The organism is Streptomyces sp. WM6372, from assembly GCF_001279655.1.
In the GTDB taxonomy this organism is placed as follows: domain Bacteria; phylum Actinomycetota; class Actinomycetes; order Streptomycetales; family Streptomycetaceae; genus Streptomyces.
The window spans coordinates 36,731-52,543 of sequence record NZ_LGDB01000208.1; the positions used below are offsets into that span (position 1 = coordinate 36,731).

The window sequence follows — 15,813 nt, forward strand, 5'->3', positions numbered from 1 at the left end:
AAACGACGGCCCCCGGCGGCGTACCCGGACGGGCACGGCCAGGGCCGTCGTACAGAGCGCAGGGGTACGAGACCGTCTCACTCAGATGATGGATCACGCCTGAGCCGAATGATCCATAAGGAACTGGATCACCGGCTCCGGGAGGATCAGGCGAGGGCGACGAGGTCCCGGTAGTCCGGGCCCCAGAGGTCCTCGACGCCGTCCGGGAGCAGGATGATCCGCTCCGGCTCCAGCGCCTCGACCGCGCCCTCGTCGTGCGTGACGAGGATGACCGCGCCCTTGTAGGTGCGCAGCGCACCCAGGATCTCCTCGCGGCTGGCCGGGTCCAGGTTGTTGGTGGGCTCGTCGAGGAGCAGCACGTTCGCGGAGGAGACGACCAGCGTGGCCAGGGCCAGACGGGTCTTCTCGCCACCGGAGAGGACCCCGGCCGGCTTGTCCACGTCGTCGCCGGAGAAGAGGAAGGAACCGAGCGTCTTGCGCACGGCGACCAGGTCCAGGTCGGGCGCGGCCGAGCGCATGTTCTCCAGGACGGTGCGCTCGGGGTCGAGCGTCTCGTGCTCCTGGGCGTAGTAGCCGAGCTTGAGGCCGTGGCCCGGGGTGACCTCGCCGGTGTCCGGCTTCTCGGCGCCCGCGAGGAGGCGCAGCAGCGTGGTCTTGCCGGCGCCGTTGAGGCCGAGGATGACGACGCGGGAGCCCTTGTCGATGGCCAGGTCGACGTCGGTGAAGATCTCCAGTGAGCCGTACGACTTCGACAGGCCCTCGGCGGTCAGCGGGGTCTTGCCGCAGGGCGCCGGGTCCGGGAAGCGCAGCTTGGCGACCTTGTCGGAGACGCGTACGGCGTCCAGGCCGGCGAGCAGGCGGTCGGCGCGCTTGGCCATGTTCTGGGCGGCGACGGTCTTGGTCGCCTTGGCGCGCATCTTGTCGGCCTGCGAGTTCAGGGCCGCGGCCTTCTTCTCGGCGTTCTGGCGCTCGCGCTTGCGGCGCTTCTCGTCGGCCTCGCGCTGCTGCTGGTAGAGCTTCCAGCCCATGTTGTAGATGTCGATCTGGGACCGGTTGGCGTCGAGGTAGAAGACCTTGTTGACGACGGTCTCGACCAGGTCGACGTCGTGGGAGATCACGACGAAGCCGCCGCGGTAGTTCTTCAGGTAGTCGCGCAGCCAGACGATCGAGTCGGCGTCGAGGTGGTTCGTCGGCTCGTCGAGGAGCAGGGTGTCGGCGTCCGAGAAGAGGATCCGGGCGAGCTCGACGCGGCGGCGCTGACCACCGGAGAGGGTGTGCAGCGGCTGGCCGAGGACGCGCTCGGGCAGGCTGAGGGCGGCCGAGATGGTCGCGGCCTCGGACTCGGCGGCGTACCCGCCCTTGGTGAGGAACTCGGTCTCCTGGCGCTCGTACTGCTTGAGCGCCTTCTCGCGGGTGGCGCCGGCGCCGGTGGCGATGCGCTCCTCGTTCATGCGCATCTTCTTGAGCAGGACGTCGAGGCCGCGGGCGGACAGGATCCGGTCGCGGGCCAGGACGTCGAGGTCGCCGGTGCGCGGGTCCTGCGGGAGGTAGCCGACCTCGCCCGAACGGGTGATGGACCCGCCCGCGGGCTGGCCCTCGCCGGCGAGGCACTTGGTGAGCGTGGTCTTGCCCGCTCCGTTGCGGCCGACCAGGCCGATGCGGTCGCCCTTGGCGATGCGGAAGGAAGCGGACTCGATGAGGACGCGGGCGCCGGCGCGCAGCTCGATGCCGGTGGCGGTGATCACGGAAATACTCCAGGGCGGGGGGACGGCGGAAGGGGGGCAGGACGCGATGCTTCGACGCCGCTAATCCGCGAGGAGATTTGCCATGGGTTCATTCTACCGGGGGTGCGCAACCGGTTTTGGGGGGCGCCCGGCCCTTGACGGGTCCCCCGTTCGGCGTACGGATCGCTCCGGTGGGCCCGGCCGCGTATCAGGATGGACCGGGTGATGTTCGCCGCAGGGGCGGCCACGTTGAATCGAGGCGGTGCGGGATGCAGTTCGACGACGACGCCAATCTGGACACCTCCGAGGTCAAGGACCAGCGCGGCAGCCGCGTCCCGGGCGGGCGGGCGACGATCGGCGGCGGTATCGCGGGCCTCATCGCACTGGTCCTCGGGCTGATCTTCGGCGTGGGCCCGGACCAGCTGGGGCTCTCCTCCGGGAACCCGGAGTCGGCGGCGACCTCGTCGTCCGTCAGTCAGGTGGAGCAGTCCTGCAAGAAGGGGCGGGACGCGAACGCGCGGGAGGACTGCCGGCTGGTCGCGGTCGTCAACAGCACCCAGGACTTCTGGAAGGACGAGTTCACCCGGCGCGGCGGCCGCTACACCCCGGCGTCGACGGTCTTCTTCAAGGACCGCGTGAACACCGCCTGCGGCACCGCCACCAAGGCGGTCGGCCCCTTCTACTGCCCCGCCGACCGGCAGGTCTACCTGGACCTGGGATTCTTCGAGGACCTGCGGACGAAGTTCGGCGCGAACGGCGGCCCCTTCGCCCAGGCGTACGTCGTCGCGCACGAGTACGGGCACCACGTCCAGAACCTGACCGGAACCCTGCGGAAGGCCCAGGACGGGCAGCAGGGCGCGAACAGCAACGCGGTCAAGGTCGAACTGCAGGCCGACTGCTACGCCGGGGTGTGGGCGCGCAACGCGACGCGGACCCCGGACGAGACCACGGGCCGGCCGCTCATCACCAGCCTCACCGACGAGGACATCAAGGACGGCCTCGACGCGGCCGCCGCGGTCGGCGACGACCGGATCCAGGAGAAGGTCCAGGGCCGGGTGACCCCGGAGTCCTGGACGCACGGCTCGGCCCAGCAGCGCCAGCAGTGGTTCTACCAGGGCTACCGCACGGGCGACATGGCCCAGTGCAACACCTTCCGCTGACCGTCGGCGGCGCCTGCCATGCTGTGACGCAGGTCACCGTCACGAGAGGGAGTGGTCGTCATGGCAGGCGTTCCGTCCATCTGTCCCACGCTGCGCTATCGCGAGGCGAAGGCGGCCATCAAGCTGCTGACCGAGGCCTTCGGCTTCAGCCAGGTCGCGGTGTACGAGGGCGAGGACGGCTCGGTGATGCACGCGGAGCTGGCGTACGGCAACGGTCTGGTGATGCTGGGCAGCAAGGGCACGGGCAGTGTCTTCGACAAGGCCATGGGGGACGGCGGGCCCGTGGGGGTCTACGTGGTGGTCGACGACGTGGACGCCCATCACCGGCGGGCCGCGGAGCACGGCGTGGAGATCCTGATGGAGCCCACCGACCAGGACTACGGCTCCCGCGACTACATGGCCAAGGACGCCGAGGGCAACGTCTGGAGCTTCGGGACGTACGCGCCGCAGGTCTGAGACCCGCGGCGCGTTCCCCCGTACGGAGCGCCGCGGGCGCTACGCGCCGCCGGTGTGGACCTGGAAGGCGGCCCGGCGGACCGCCTTGGCCAGGGCCGGATCCGGGTGCGCGGCCGCGAGCGCGACCAGGACCTGGACGGTGCGCGGATGGCCGACCGCGCGGACCTCGTCCAGCAGCCGCGGGACGGTGGTCCGGACGGCCGAGTCGAGGTGGCGCGCCAGCAGGTCCGCCTCGCCGTGGTCGGCGATGGCGGCGGCCGTGTCCACCCAGAGCCAGGTCGTCTCCTCGGCGGTGAGCACGTCCTGGGCCTCGTCGGGATCGACCCCGTCGTGCTCGGCGAGCCAGAGCAGGGCGTAGGGCCGCAGGGCCGCGTCGCGTACGGCGGCGCGCACCTCGGGTTCGGCCGGGGCGCCGACCACGCGCAGGGCCTCGAAGGCGAGCCCGCGCAGCAGGGCGTCCTCGCCGCGGGCGGCGTGCAGCAGTTCGCTGACGGCGTGGCCGACGGGCCGGGCGGCGAGCCAGGCCCGGTACTCGGCGCGGGCCGGTCCGGGGGTGAGCCGGGCGCAGCCGTGCAGCATCGCGGCGGCGGACTGCTCGATGTTCCCGGCGGGGCTCTGCGCGGCGACGCAGATCTGTTCGAGCTTGACCCAGACGGCCCAGCTGCCGAGCGGGGTGAGGGCGGCCTGCGCGGGGCCGAGGGTGACGGCGTCGACGGCGGCGAGTCCGCCGAGCGCCCAGCGCAGCAGCCGGGCGAGCGGGACGGGCGCGGTGTGGCCGGCGGCCTCGGGGGCCGCCTCGGGGTCGGCCGCCCGGGCGGTGGCCGGTGTCCCGTCGGCGGGCGGGGTCTCGCGCGCGGGGGCGTCGTAGGGGATCTCGCAGCGCTCGTCGCGCAGTTCGGTGACCCGCTGCCCGAGCAGGTCCAGCAGGTCCGGAACGGTCACGGGACCGGCGGACAACTGGAGCAGGGAGAGCAGTTGGGGCATCGCCTCGACCACCTCCGCGACGACCGCGGGAGCGATGTCGGCGGGGGCCGGGTGGACCAGCGACCAGGCGTCGAACAGGGCGACCCAGCCGCGCAGTACGGCGGTGTCGTCGCGGTCCCAGGCGCGCAGCCGCCAGCCGGGCCGGGCCTGGCCGCCGTGCACCTCGACGAGGCCCGCGAGCCGGGCGCGGTCCCATCCGACCCGGATCTGCCCGTGTGTCAGCTTCAGTTCACCGGCGGCGCGTTCGACGTCGGCGGCGGGCAGCGCTCCCGCCGGGGCGGGCCTGCCTCCGTCCCCGGCACCGAGGTTGAGCTCGGCCCAGCGGGCGAGCCGTACCGCGTCGGCCAGCGAGGCCCGGGCCCGTGTCGCGAGTTCGGCCGTGGCAGGGGTGCCCGCCGGGGGCCGGGAAGCGGAACGGGCGCGTCGGTCGGTCACCGCCTTGCGGGCCGCGGCGACGGAACGCGGGGAGACGAGTCGGAGTCTGGAGTCGCGAGCCAACTGCTCATCAGGCTTTCGGGACGTCACGGAAGCAGTCTCGCCCGTCACCGGCCGAAAGCCCAAACGGAACCAGCCATTATCAGGAGTCGGCGGGTGGACATACCGGGAAAATGGCCCCTCCCCGTCCCGTCCGGCACACGGCCTTCACATAAGAGGGGTCAGGAAGCGCCTCAAGGCCTCCTCGTATCCGGCCGGATCCGCGTTCCACATGGCCCCGTGCGGGGCTTCGCGGACGGTCCGCAGCGTGACCAGGTCGGGGCGGGCGGCGGCGAGCCGGCGGGAGGGCTCCCAGGGGGCGAGCGTGTCGTCCGGGCCGTGGAAGATCAGGACCGGGACGCGCAGCGCCGCGGGGTCCGACCCGGGCGCCGCCCGGTCGGCGCGCAGCCCGGCGCGCCCCTCGGCGGCCCGCACCGCGAGCGGAACCAGCGGGGCCGGGGTGTGGCGGGCGGCGATGAGCGCGCGCAGGGTCGTGTGCCAGTCGAGCACCGGGGAGTCCAGTACGAGCCCGGAGATCCGGTCGGCGAGCGCCGAGCGCTCGGCGGCGTGCAGGGCCATGGCGGCCCCGGTGGACCAGCCGTGCAGGACGACCCGGCGGGCGCCGTAGCGCACGGCGTAGCGGATGGCGGCGTCCACGTCGCGCCATTCCGATTCACCGAGGTGGCCGAGACCGTCCGGTGACGCGGGGGCCCCGAGGTCGCCGCGGTAGGCGAGGTCGAGGACGGGCATCCGCTGGCGGTGCAGGAACGGCATGACCACCATCGGGTGCTCGCGGCCGGCGCCGAGCCCGTGCACGGTGATCACCCAGGTGTCGCGGCCGGCGGGCACGAACCAGGCGGGCAGCCCGCCGAGCTCGCCGGGGACGTCCACGTCGGCGTGGTCGAGCCCGAGGGCCGAGCCGGGGTTCCCCACGTGGACCTGGGGGGTGAGGGTGACCCGGGCGCCGGGGTCGAGGCTGCCGTGGGTGACGGCGAGGAGCCGGCGTACGACGGTGTCCGGGCCGCGGTCGACCCCGTGGAGGACGGACCCGACCACGGCGTGCACCCCGGGGGCGGAGAGTCCGTACGTACCGGGGCGCAGGGAGGCCAGCGAGCGGGTCAGCGTGATCTGCCCGGAGCCGCTGGAGTGGACGCTGAGCCGCGGCCCGCCGGGCAGGGGGCGGCCGGGCTCGTGCCGCAGGGCGGCGTCGGCGGCGTACCGGCCGGCCGCGACCGCGGCGGCGCCGGCCCCGACGAGAGTGGTCGCGACGGCCGCGGCCGTCGCTGTGGCGGAAGGCACGGCTCCAGTGTCGGGGCGGGAGGGCCTGCGGGCCACTGGAGCGGAATGCTCCGATTGCGGCCGGGCGGGGGCGGGAAGAGAGGGCAGGGAGGTCCGGCGGGCCCGTCGGCCGGGAGTGATCTGCATCTCCCCCCGAGCCCCCGCGGGGCGGCCCCGGGGGCTTCGGGCCCCGTGTGGAGCCACCCGGCTACCGGGCGTTGACGTGCATTAATCGCCGTATCGGCGCCAAAATGGGGATGAAGGTCCCGATGGCACGACGGGCCAGTACACCGCTCCGCCCGAGTCAGTTCACCTTCCGTTCATCCAGGTTGCCTACGGTCGCCGAGCCACTGACGTCAAACAGAAGCCTGGGTAAATGGAGCACATAACGCTTCTCCTCGGGATCGTGATCATTACCGCTCTCGTGTTCGACTTCACGAACGGTTTCCACGACACGGCCAACGCGATGGCCACCACCATCTCGACCGGCGCCCTCAAGCCCAAGACGGCGGTGGCCATGTCCGCCGTGCTCAACCTCGTCGGCGCGTTCATGTCCGTGGAGGTCGCCAAGACGATCTCCAAGGGCCTGGTCAACGAAGAGGGCATCCAGCCAGAAGTGATCTTCGCGGCCCTCGTCGGCGCGATCCTCTGGAACCTCGTCACCTGGCTGGTCGGGCTCCCCTCCAGCTCCTCCCACGCACTGATGGGCGGCCTGGTCGGCGCGGCCGTCGCCTCCGCCGGCCTCGGCGCCGTCAACGGCGGCACGCTCGTCAGCAAGGTGCTGCTCCCCGCGGTCGCCGCGCCGATCGTGGCCGGTGTGGCCTCGATGCTGGCCGCCAAGGTCACGTACAAGCTCGGCGGCAAGGTCGGCGGCAAGACCGCCACCAAGGGCTACCGCGCCGGGCAGATCGCCTCGGCCGGTCTCGTCTCCCTCGCGCACGGCACCAACGACGCGCAGAAGACGATGGGCATCATCACCCTGGCGCTCATCGCGGGCGGCGCCCTGGACTCCGGCGCCAACCCGCCGGTCTGGGTCATCGTCTCCGCCGGCCTGGCCATCGCCCTGGGCACCTCGCTGGGCGGCTGGCGCATCATCCGCACCATGGGCAGTGGCCTGACCGACCTCCAGCCGCAGCAGGGCTTCGCCGCCCAGACCTCGGCCGCGAGCGTCATCCTGGCCTCCTCCACCCTCGGCTTCTCCCTCTCCACCACCCACGCGTGCTCCGGCGCCGTCATGGGTGCGGGCCTGGGCCGCAAGGGCGGCGTGGTCCGCTGGTCCACCGCCACCCGCATGTTCATCGCGTGGGGCCTGACCCTGCCGGCCGCGGCCGTCGTCGCCTCCGGTGCCGAGCTGGTCATGCGCACCGGTGACGTCGGCGTCGCCGCCGTCGCGCTCTTCCTGGTCGCCTCCTGCGTCGCCATCTGGGTCATCTCGCGCCGCCAGGTCGTCGACCACAGCAACGTCAACGACGCGCAGCAGGCCGCGGCCGAGGAGCCGGGTGTCGTCACCACGGCCATGGCCGCCGTCACCGTCCCGCCGACCGTGGCCGCCGAGGCCGCTGCCGAGGCCGCCGCCGGTACGACCGCAGCGGTCACGGACGAGGCGCTGAAGGCCACCATCCCGGCGGCCGCTCCGACGACGCCGGCGGCTCCCGCCGCCGCGGTCTGACCCCGAGAACGACAGAGGAATCCGCAGTATGAAGATCGACTGGGCAGCACTCGGCTCCGTCTTCGGGGTCAGCCTCTCCGCCACCGTCGCCCTCGTGGCCCTGTTCACCCTGGGCCTGGTGGGCCTCTCCAAGCACGAGGCCGCCACCGAGCAGGGCGGCGCCTCCACCCTCGCCCGCAGCGGCGCGTACGCCTGCTTCGCGCTCGTCACGGCGGCCGTGGGGTACGGGATCTACCTGATCATCAGCTGACCTGATCCGACCGATCGGGGCACGGCGTACGAAAGCTCCCTCCGGGTTTCCCGGGGGGAGCTTTCGTACGTCCGCGACCCGTGCCTGTGACGTGCCTCGCCGCAGGTCAACGGCGAGTTGACGGGCCTTCGCGGTGCGTGGTGGACTGCCCGAGCCAATACGGCGGCATGGAGAGGAAGTCCGGTGCGAATCCGGCGCGGTCCCGCCACTGTCACCGGGGAGCACGCGGCACGTGAGCCGTGCGCCCGCCCCGGGAGCCAGGAACTCCCACCGCCGGACACGTCGAACCAGGGCGCGGACCCTGAGTGAGGACATACCTGCACCATGCGTGCCGACCGCGTCTTCGCGTACGGCGCCACGGCGGGCCTGATCGGCGACCGGATCCTCGGTGATCCGCGCCGAGGGCACCCCGTGGCCGCCTTCGGACGAGCCGCCGCCGCCGTCGAACGCGCCCTGTGGCGCGACGACCGCGGCCGGGGCGTCGTACACACCCTCCTGTGCGCCGGGGGCGCGGCCGCCGTCGGCGCGCTGGGCGCCCGCGCCGTGCGCTCCCGGCCCTCGGCCGCCCGCATCGCCCTGACCGCCGCGGCCACCTGGGCCGTCGTCGGCGGCACCTCGCTGGGCCGGGAGGCCCGCGCCATCGGCGGGGCGCTCGCCGCCGGGGACGCCGAGGTGGCCCGCGAGCGGCTGCCGCACCTGTGCGGGCGCGATCCGCAGGCCCTGGACGAGCAGCAGATGGCCCGCGCCGTCGTGGAATCGGTCGCCGAGAACACCTCCGACGCGGTGGTCGGGGCCCTGGTGTGGGGCGCCGCCGCCGGCGTCCCGGGGCTGCTGGCCTTCCGCGCCGTGAACACCCTGGACGCGATGGTCGGCCACAAGTCGCCGCGCTACCTGCGCTACGGCTGGGCCTCGGCCCGGCTCGACGACCTCGCGGGCTGGCCGGGCGCCCGGCTGACCGCCCTGGCCGCCGTACTGGCCGGTCCCGACCGGCGGGGAGCCGTACGGGCCTGGCGGGCGGACGCCGCCGCACACCCGAGCCCGAACGCCGGCCCCGTGGAGGCCTCGTTCGCCGGGGCCCTCGGCGTGCGGCTGGGGGGCACCCTGGCGTACGGGGGGCGGGTCGAGCACCGGGCCGTGCTGAACGGCGGGGCGGGGCGGCCGGTGCAGGTCGCGGACATCGAACGCGCGGTGCGGCTGTCGCGTCAGGTGACGTGGCTGGCACTGGGGGCGTGTGTGGCACTGCGCTGTGCGGTGTCGTACGGCATACGGAAGGGACGCGGATGAGCGGCGGGAAGCTCGGCGGGGGACTCCTCGTCGCGGGCACCACATCGGACGCGGGCAAGAGCGTGGTCACGGCGGGCATCTGCCGCTGGCTGGCCCGGCAGGGCGTGAAGGTGGCGCCGTTCAAGGCGCAGAACATGTCGCTGAACTCGTTCGTGACGCGCGAGGGCGCCGAGATCGGGCGCGCGCAGGCGATGCAGGCCCAGGCGGCGCGCGTGGAGCCGACGGCGCTGATGAACCCGGTGCTGCTCAAACCCGGCAGCGACCGCAGCAGCCAGGTGGTGCTGCTGGGCAAGCCGGTGGGCGAGATGAGTGCGCGCGGCTACCACGGGGGGCGGCAGGAACAGCTTCTCGGCGTCGTCACGGACTGTCTGGAGCAGCTGCGGGGCACGTATGACGCCGTGATCTGCGAGGGGGCGGGCAGTCCGGCCGAGATCAACCTGCGCCGGACCGACATCGTGAACATGGGCATCGCGCGGGCCGCGCGGTTCCCGGTGGTCGTGGTCGGGGACATCGACCGCGGCGGGGTCTTCGCCTCGTTCTTCGGGACGACGGCGCTGCTGTCGCCGGAGGACCAGTCGCTGATCGCCGGATACATGGTCAACAAGTTCCGCGGCGACGTGTCGCTGCTGGAGCCCGGCATGGAGATGCTGCGCTCCCTGACCGGGCGCGGGACGTACGGCGTCCTCCCGTTCCGGCACGGCCTGGGCATCGACGAGGAGGACGGACTCCGGGTCTCCCTGCGGGGCGCGGTGCGCGAGTCGGTCGTGGCCCCGCCGGTCGGCGAGGACGTGCTGCGGGTCGCGGTGTGCGCGGTGCCGCTGATGTCGAACTTCACGGACGTCGACGCGCTGGCGGCGGAGCCGGGCGTGGTGGTGCGGTTCGTGGACCGGGCCGAGGAACTGGCCGACGCGGACCTCGTGGTGGTGCCGGGCACCCGCGGCACGGTGAAGGCCCTGGAGTGGCTGCGCGAGCGCGGCCTCGCGGACGCGCTGCTGCGGCGGGCCGCGGAGGGCCGGCCGGTACTGGGCGTCTGCGGCGGCTACCAGGTGCTCGGCGAGCACATCGAGGACGAGGTCGAATCGCGGGCGGGCTCGGTGGACGGGCTGGGCCTGCTGCCGGTGCGGATCCGCTTCGAGCGGGAGAAGACCCTGGCCCGGCCTTCCGGGACCGCGCTCGGCGAGGAGGTCGACGGGTACGAGATCCACCACGGGGTGGCCGAGGTCCTGGGTGGGGAGACGTTCATCTCTGATGGCGATGGACGCAGTCTGGAAGGCTGCCGGGTCGGCTCGGTGTGGGGCACCCACTGGCACGGCTCGCTGGAGTCGGACGGCTTCCGGCGGGCGTTCCTGCGCGAGGTGGCTTCGGCCGCGGGCCGCCGCTTCGTCCCGTCCCCCGACACGTCCTTCTCCTCCCTCCGGGAGGAGCAGCTGGACCTGCTGGGCGACCTGATCGCCGAGCACGCGGACACCGGTGCCCTGCTCCGTCTGATCGAGGACGGCGCCCCCGCGGGCCTCCCGTTCCTCCCCCCGGGCGCGCCGTGACGGCGGCGGCCCCCGTTCGCAACGGCCCGCGCCCGCATATCCGTACCCGCACAGAGAGAGGCATCGCATGAGCACGCCCTACCCGTTCACCGCAGTGGTCGGCCAGACCGACCTGCGGCTGGCGCTCCTGCTCAACGCCGTGAGCCCGGCGGTCGGCGGCGTGCTCGTGCGCGGCGAGAAGGGGACCGCGAAGTCCACCGCCGTCCGCGCGCTGTCCGCGCTGCTGCCGCAGGTCGACGTCATCCCCGGCTGCCGTTTCTCCTGCGCTCCCGCCGCCCCCGACCCGGCCTGTCCGGACGGCCCGCACGAACCCGGCCCCGGGGCCGCCCGGCCCGCGCGCATGGTCGAGCTGCCCGTCGGCGCCTCCGAGGACCGGCTCGTCGGCGCCCTCGACATCGAACGGGCCCTCTCGGAGGGCGTGAAGGCCTTCGAGCCCGGCCTGCTCGCCGACGCGCACCGCGGGATCCTGTACGTCGACGAGGTCAACCTCCTCCACGACCACCTCATCGACCTCCTCCTCGACGCCGCGGCGATGGGCGCCTCCTACGTCGAGCGCGAGGGCGTCTCCGTACGCCACGCCGCGCGCTTCCTGCTCGTCGGCACCATGAACCCCGAGGAGGGCGAGCTCCGCCCGCAGCTCCTCGACCGGTTCGGGCTCACCGTCGAGGTGGCGGCCTCCCGCGAGCCCGCCCAGCGCGTCGAGGTGGTGCGCCGCCGGCTCGCGTACGAGGACGACCCGGCCGCCTTCGCCACCCGCTGGGCCGGTGACGAGCAGGACGTCCGCGCCCGGGTCGTGGCCGCCCGCGCCCTGCTCCCCCAGGTCCGCCTGGGCGACGCCTCCCTGCTCCAGATCGCCGCGACCTGCGCCGGCTTCGAGGTCGACGGCATGCGCGCCGACATCGTGATGGCCCGCACCGCGACCGCGCTGGCCGCCTGGGCCGGGCGGAGCGACGTCCGCAAGGAGGACGTGCGGCAGGCCGCCCTGCTGGCGCTCCCGCACCGGCGCCGCCGCAACCCCTTCGACGCGCCGGGCCTCGACGAGGACAAGCTCGACGAGATCCTGGACCGGTTCCCCGACGAGGAGCCGGAGAACGAGCCCGACCCGGAACCGGAGGGCCCGGACGACGGCGGCCCGGACGACGGCGGTCCGCAGGACGGCGGCCCGGACGACGGGGGCGGCGGGGTCCCCCCGCAGGGCGGACCCGAGGCGCCCGAGGCCCCGGAGGCTCCCGGGGCACAGGACGACCCGGCCCCGTCGGCCCCCGACGCGCCGGAGGCCCCCGAGCGCCAGCCCGCCTCCCAGGACGGCACCCCGCCCGAGCAGGCCGCGGTACGGGCCGCCGAGCCGTTCCGGACCAAGATGCTCAGCGTGCCCGGTCTCGGCGAGGGCGCGTCCGGGCGGCGTTCGCGCGCCCGCACCGCGCACGGCCGGACCACCGGCGCCCAGCGCCCCCGCGGCCACCTGACGAAGCTGCACCTCGCCGCGACCGTCCAGGCCGCCGCCCCGCACCAGAAGGCGCGCGGGCGCACCGGGCGCGGGCTCGTCGTCCGCAAGGACGACCTGCGCCAGGCCACGCGGGAGGGCCGCGAGGGCAACCTGGTCCTGTTCGTGGTCGACGCCTCCGGCTCGATGGCGGCCCGGCAGCGCATGAGCGCGGTCAAGGGCGCGGTGCTCTCGCTGCTGCTGGACGCCTACCAGCGCCGGGACAAGGTCGGTCTGATCACCTTCCGGGGCGCCTCCGCCGAGCTCGCGCTGCCGCCCACCTCCTCGGTGGACGCGGCCGCGGCCCGGCTCGAACAGCTGCCGACGGGCGGGCGCACCCCGCTCGCCGCGGGCCTGCTCAAGGCCCACGAGGTGCTGCGGATCGAGCGGCTGCGCGATCCCAGCCGCCGCCCGCTGCTCGTGGTCGTCACCGACGGGCGGGCCACTTCAGCCGGTTCGACGGGTTCGAGTGCATCCGCCGGTTCCGCCGGCGGGGACCCGCGCGAGCTCGCGGGCCGCAGCGCCCGGCTGCTCCAGGCCGAGGGCGTCGCGTCGGTGGTCGTGGACTGCGAGTCGGGGCCGGTGCGGCTGGGGCTGGCCGGCGTACTGGCCGGCGACCTCGGCGGGCCCGCCGTCACGCTCGACGGGCTGCGGGCCGACTCGCTGGCCGGGCTCGTGAAGAACGTACGTACGTCAGTGACCTCTCAGTCATCCCACACCACCAGGAGGGCCGCGTAATGCCGCAGGGACAGCCGACCGTCGTTCCGGACGACGGACTCACGACGCGCCAGCGCCGCAACCGCCCGCTCGTCTTCGTCCACACCGGCCCGGGCAAGGGCAAGTCGACGGCGGCCTTCGGGCTGGCGCTGCGCGCCTGGAACCAGGGCTGGCCGATCGGGGTGTTCCAGTTCGTCAAGTCGGCGAAGTGGAAGGTCGGCGAGGAGAACGCGCTCAAGGTGCTCGGCGCCTCCGGCGAGGGCGGCCCGGTCGTCTGGCACAAGATGGGCGAGGGCTGGTCCTGGGTCCAGCGGGACGCGCAGCTCGACAACGAGCAGGCGGCCAAGGAGGGCTGGGAGCAGGTCAAGCGCGACCTGGCCGCGGAGACGCACAAGCTGTACGTGCTGGACGAGTTCGCGTACCCGATGCACTGGGGCTGGATCGACGTCGACGAGGTCATCGAGGTGCTGCGGAACCGGCCCGGCACCCAGCACGTGGTGATCACGGGGCGCAACGCGCCGGAGAAGCTGGTGGAGTTCGCGGACCTGGTCACGGAGATGACCAAGGTCAAGCACCCGATGGACGCCGGCCAGAAGGGCCAGAAGGGCATCGAGTGGTGACTTCGCTCCACATCCCCCGGCTGGTCATTGCCGCGCCGTCCTCCGGCAGCGGCAAGACCACCGTCGCCACGGGCCTGATGGCGGCCTTCTCGGAACGCGGCCTCGCCGTGTCCCCGCACAAGGCCGGGCCCGATTACATCGACCCCGGCTACCACGCGCTGGCCACGGGCCGGCCGGGGCGCAACCTGGACGCGTTCCTGTGCGGACCAGAGCTGGTCGCCCCGCTGTTCGCGCACGGGGCGGCGGGGTGCGATCTCGCGATCGTCGAGGGCGTGATGGGCCTGTACGACGGGGCCGCGGGGCGGGGCGAGCTGGCGTCGACGGCGCAGGTGGCGAAGCTGCTGCGGGCGCCGGTGGTGCTGGTGGTCGACGCCTCGTCGCAGTCGCGTTCGGTGGCGGCGCTGGTGCACGGTTTCGCGTCGTTCGACCCGCAGGTGCGGCTGGGCGGCGTGATCCTGAACAAGGTCGGGTCCGACCGGCACGAGGCGATGCTGCGGGAGGCTCTGGAGGAGGCCGGGATGCCGGTGCTCGGCGTCCTGCGGCGGGCCCCGCAGGTCGCCGCGCCGTCGCGGCACCTGGGCCTGGTCCCGGTCGCCGAGCGGCGCACCGATGCCCTGTCCTCGGTCGCCGCCCTGGCGGACCAGGTCCGGGCGGGTTGCGATCTGGAGGCCCTGATGGCCCTGGCCCGGACGGCGCCGCCGCTGGCCTGCGAAGCCTGGTCGCCGGAACGGGCCCTGTTCAGCGAAGCCGGGCGGAATCCGGCCCCGCCGGCGTTCGGGGCGCGGGGGCTCGAGGGCGGCGGCGCCGCACCCGTCATCGCCGTCGCGGGCGGGCCGGCGTTCACGTTCTCGTACGCCGAGCACGCCGAGCTGCTCACCGCAGCCGGAGCGCAGGTCGTCACCTTCGACCCGCTCAGGGACGAGGCCCTGCCCGACGCGACCACGGGCCTGGTGATCGGCGGCGGGTTCCCCGAGGTGTACGCCCCCGAGCTCGCGGCCAACGCGCCGCTCCGCGAGGCCGTCGCGGGCTTCGCCGCGGCCGGCGGGCCCGTCGCCGCCGAGTGCGCCGGGCTGCTGTACCTCGCCCGCTCCCTGGACGGCAAGCCCATGTGCGGGGTGCTCGACGCCGACGCGCGCATGTCGGAGCGGCTGACCCTCGGCTACCGCGAGGCCGTCGCGGTGTCGGACAGCGCCCTCGCCGCCACCGGCACCCGGCTGCGCGGCCACGAGTTCCACCGCACGGTGATCGAGCCCGGTGCCGGCGCCGCCCCCGCCTGGGGGTTCACGCATCCCGAACGCCGGGTCGAGGGCTTCGTCCAGCGGGGTGTGCACGCCAGCTACCTGCACACGCACTGGGCGGCGGAGCCCTCCGTGGCCCTGCGGTTCGCGGAAGCCGCGGCGCGGGCCAGGTGAGTTCAGTCCGCGAGGCCCACCACCAGCCAGATCCCGGCCACCCCGCCCACCGTGCACATCAGCGTGGACAGGGCGGGGTGCTTGTGGTGCGCCTCCGGCAGGATCTCGGCGGCCGCCAGGTACAGCAGGGCTCCGCCGAAGAAGCCGAGGTACGCCCCCAGCGGTTCCTCCGGAAGGGTGAACAGCAGAGTGGACGCCGCGCCCAGCACCGGGGCCACCGCGTCCGCGAAGAGCATCATCAGCGCCTTGCGGCGGGCGTTCCCGTACAGCCGGGTGAGCGTGTACGTGTTGAAGCCGTCGGCGAAGTCGTGCGTGATGACGGCCAGCGACACGGCCACGCCCATCCCGCCGCCGACCTGGAAGGCCGCGCCCAGGGCCACGCCGTCGGCGAAGCTGTGGCCGACCATCGCCGAGGCCGCCGTCAGCCCGACCTCGGGGACGCGGCCCCCGTTCTCGGCGCCGTGCGCGGCCTGCCGTACCGCCAGCAGGCGTTCCACGACGTGCGCGATCAGGAACCCGGCCACGAAGAGCAGCAGGGCGAGCGGGACGCCGAACACCTTGCGGCCGGCCGCGTGCAGCGACTCCGGCAGCAGGTCGAGGCCGACGACGCCGAGCATCAGCCCGCCGGCCAGGCCCAGCACGAGGTGGCGGCGGTCGGTGACGCGCTGCGCCGTCCACCCGCCCGCCAGGGTCATCAGGAACGCGCCCAGCGCCACGATCACGGCCATGTGCCCCTGAATACCGACTCCTCGCCCCGTACG

Annotated in this window: 13 protein-coding genes and 1 riboswitch; of the genes, 9 read left to right on the forward strand and 4 right to left on the reverse strand. The window is 74.0% G+C overall.

The genetic code is table 11. From position 1 onward, the window contains the following. Positions 1–146 precede the first annotated feature (146 nt). Entirely contained in the window at positions 147–1,745 is a 1,599-nt protein-coding gene (locus ADK52_RS27815; RefSeq protein ID WP_053692586.1) for an ABC-F family ATP-binding cassette domain-containing protein, read from the reverse strand. A 248-nt stretch (positions 1,746–1,993) separates the two neighbouring features. Here ADK52_RS27815 and ADK52_RS27820 point away from each other — a divergent pair, with 248 nt between their 5' ends. Together ADK52_RS27820 and ADK52_RS27825 are read left to right on the forward strand one after the other, a co-directional pair. Next, positions 1,994–2,884 carry a neutral zinc metallopeptidase gene (locus ADK52_RS27820; protein ID WP_053692587.1) on the forward strand — a complete coding sequence of 297 codons (891 nt, stop codon included), beginning with the start codon at positions 1,994–1,996 and terminating at the stop codon, positions 2,882–2,884. A 60-nt stretch (positions 2,885–2,944) separates the two neighbouring features. Further along, entirely contained in the window at positions 2,945–3,340 is a 396-nt protein-coding gene (locus ADK52_RS27825) for a VOC family protein (RefSeq protein ID WP_053692610.1), read from the forward strand. A 39-nt stretch (positions 3,341–3,379) separates the two neighbouring features. Here ADK52_RS27825 and ADK52_RS27830 read toward each other — a convergent pair whose 3' ends face one another. Continuing rightward, positions 3,380–4,849, reverse strand: a complete 1,470-nt coding sequence (locus ADK52_RS27830) for a hypothetical protein (RefSeq protein ID WP_078988652.1) — start codon at positions 4,847–4,849, stop codon at positions 3,380–3,382. Positions 4,850–4,966: 117 nt separating this feature from the next. Beyond that, positions 4,967–6,097 carry an alpha/beta hydrolase family protein gene (locus ADK52_RS27835; protein WP_053692588.1) on the reverse strand — a complete coding sequence of 377 codons (1,131 nt, stop codon included), beginning with the start codon at positions 6,095–6,097 and terminating at the stop codon, positions 4,967–4,969. Between the two features lie 355 nt (positions 6,098–6,452). Between ADK52_RS27835 and ADK52_RS27840 the strand changes: the two genes are divergently transcribed. The 7 genes from ADK52_RS27840 to ADK52_RS27870 all read left to right on the forward strand — a co-directional run bounded on the left by ADK52_RS27840 (position 6,453) and on the right by ADK52_RS27870 (position 15,052). Next, positions 6,453–7,745, forward strand: coding sequence for an inorganic phosphate transporter (locus ADK52_RS27840; protein WP_053692589.1), 1,293 nt, complete (start codon positions 6,453–6,455; stop codon positions 7,743–7,745). Positions 7,746–7,773: 28 nt separating this feature from the next. Further along, positions 7,774–7,995: a hypothetical protein gene (locus tag ADK52_RS27845; protein ID WP_053692590.1), complete on the forward strand. Its 222-nt coding sequence runs from the start codon at positions 7,774–7,776 to the stop codon at positions 7,993–7,995. Positions 7,996–8,166: 171 nt separating this feature from the next. Then, positions 8,167–8,262: riboswitch (cobalamin riboswitch) on the forward strand. A 57-nt stretch (positions 8,263–8,319) separates the two neighbouring features. Then, positions 8,320–9,279, forward strand: a complete 960-nt coding sequence (locus ADK52_RS27850) for a cobalamin biosynthesis protein (RefSeq protein WP_053692591.1) — start codon at positions 8,320–8,322, stop codon at positions 9,277–9,279. Continuing rightward, positions 9,276–10,820: a cobyric acid synthase gene (locus ADK52_RS27855; RefSeq protein WP_053692592.1), complete on the forward strand. Its 1,545-nt coding sequence runs from the start codon at positions 9,276–9,278 to the stop codon at positions 10,818–10,820. Before ADK52_RS27850 ends, ADK52_RS27855 begins: the two co-directional genes overlap by 4 nt. A 67-nt stretch (positions 10,821–10,887) precedes the next feature. Further along, positions 10,888–13,041, forward strand: coding sequence for a putative cobaltochelatase (locus ADK52_RS27860; RefSeq protein WP_053692593.1), 2,154 nt, complete (start codon positions 10,888–10,890; stop codon positions 13,039–13,041). Then, positions 13,041–13,640 carry a cob(I)yrinic acid a,c-diamide adenosyltransferase gene (gene cobO / locus ADK52_RS27865; protein WP_030163123.1) on the forward strand — a complete coding sequence of 200 codons (600 nt, stop codon included), beginning with the start codon at positions 13,041–13,043 and terminating at the stop codon, positions 13,638–13,640. The genes ADK52_RS27860 and cobO overlap by 1 nt, the downstream gene beginning before the upstream one ends. Then, a complete protein-coding gene (locus ADK52_RS27870) occupies positions 13,634–15,052 on the forward strand; it encodes a cobyrinate a,c-diamide synthase (protein ID WP_053692594.1) in 1,419 nt (472 codons plus the stop codon). Before cobO ends, ADK52_RS27870 begins: the two co-directional genes overlap by 7 nt. 2 nt (positions 15,053–15,054) lie before the next feature. On the opposite strand, the gene ADK52_RS27875 is transcribed toward ADK52_RS27870, so the two are convergent. After that, entirely contained in the window at positions 15,055–15,780 is a 726-nt protein-coding gene (locus ADK52_RS27875) for a ZIP family metal transporter (RefSeq protein WP_053692595.1), read from the reverse strand. Between the last annotated feature and the right edge of the window lie 33 nt (positions 15,781–15,813).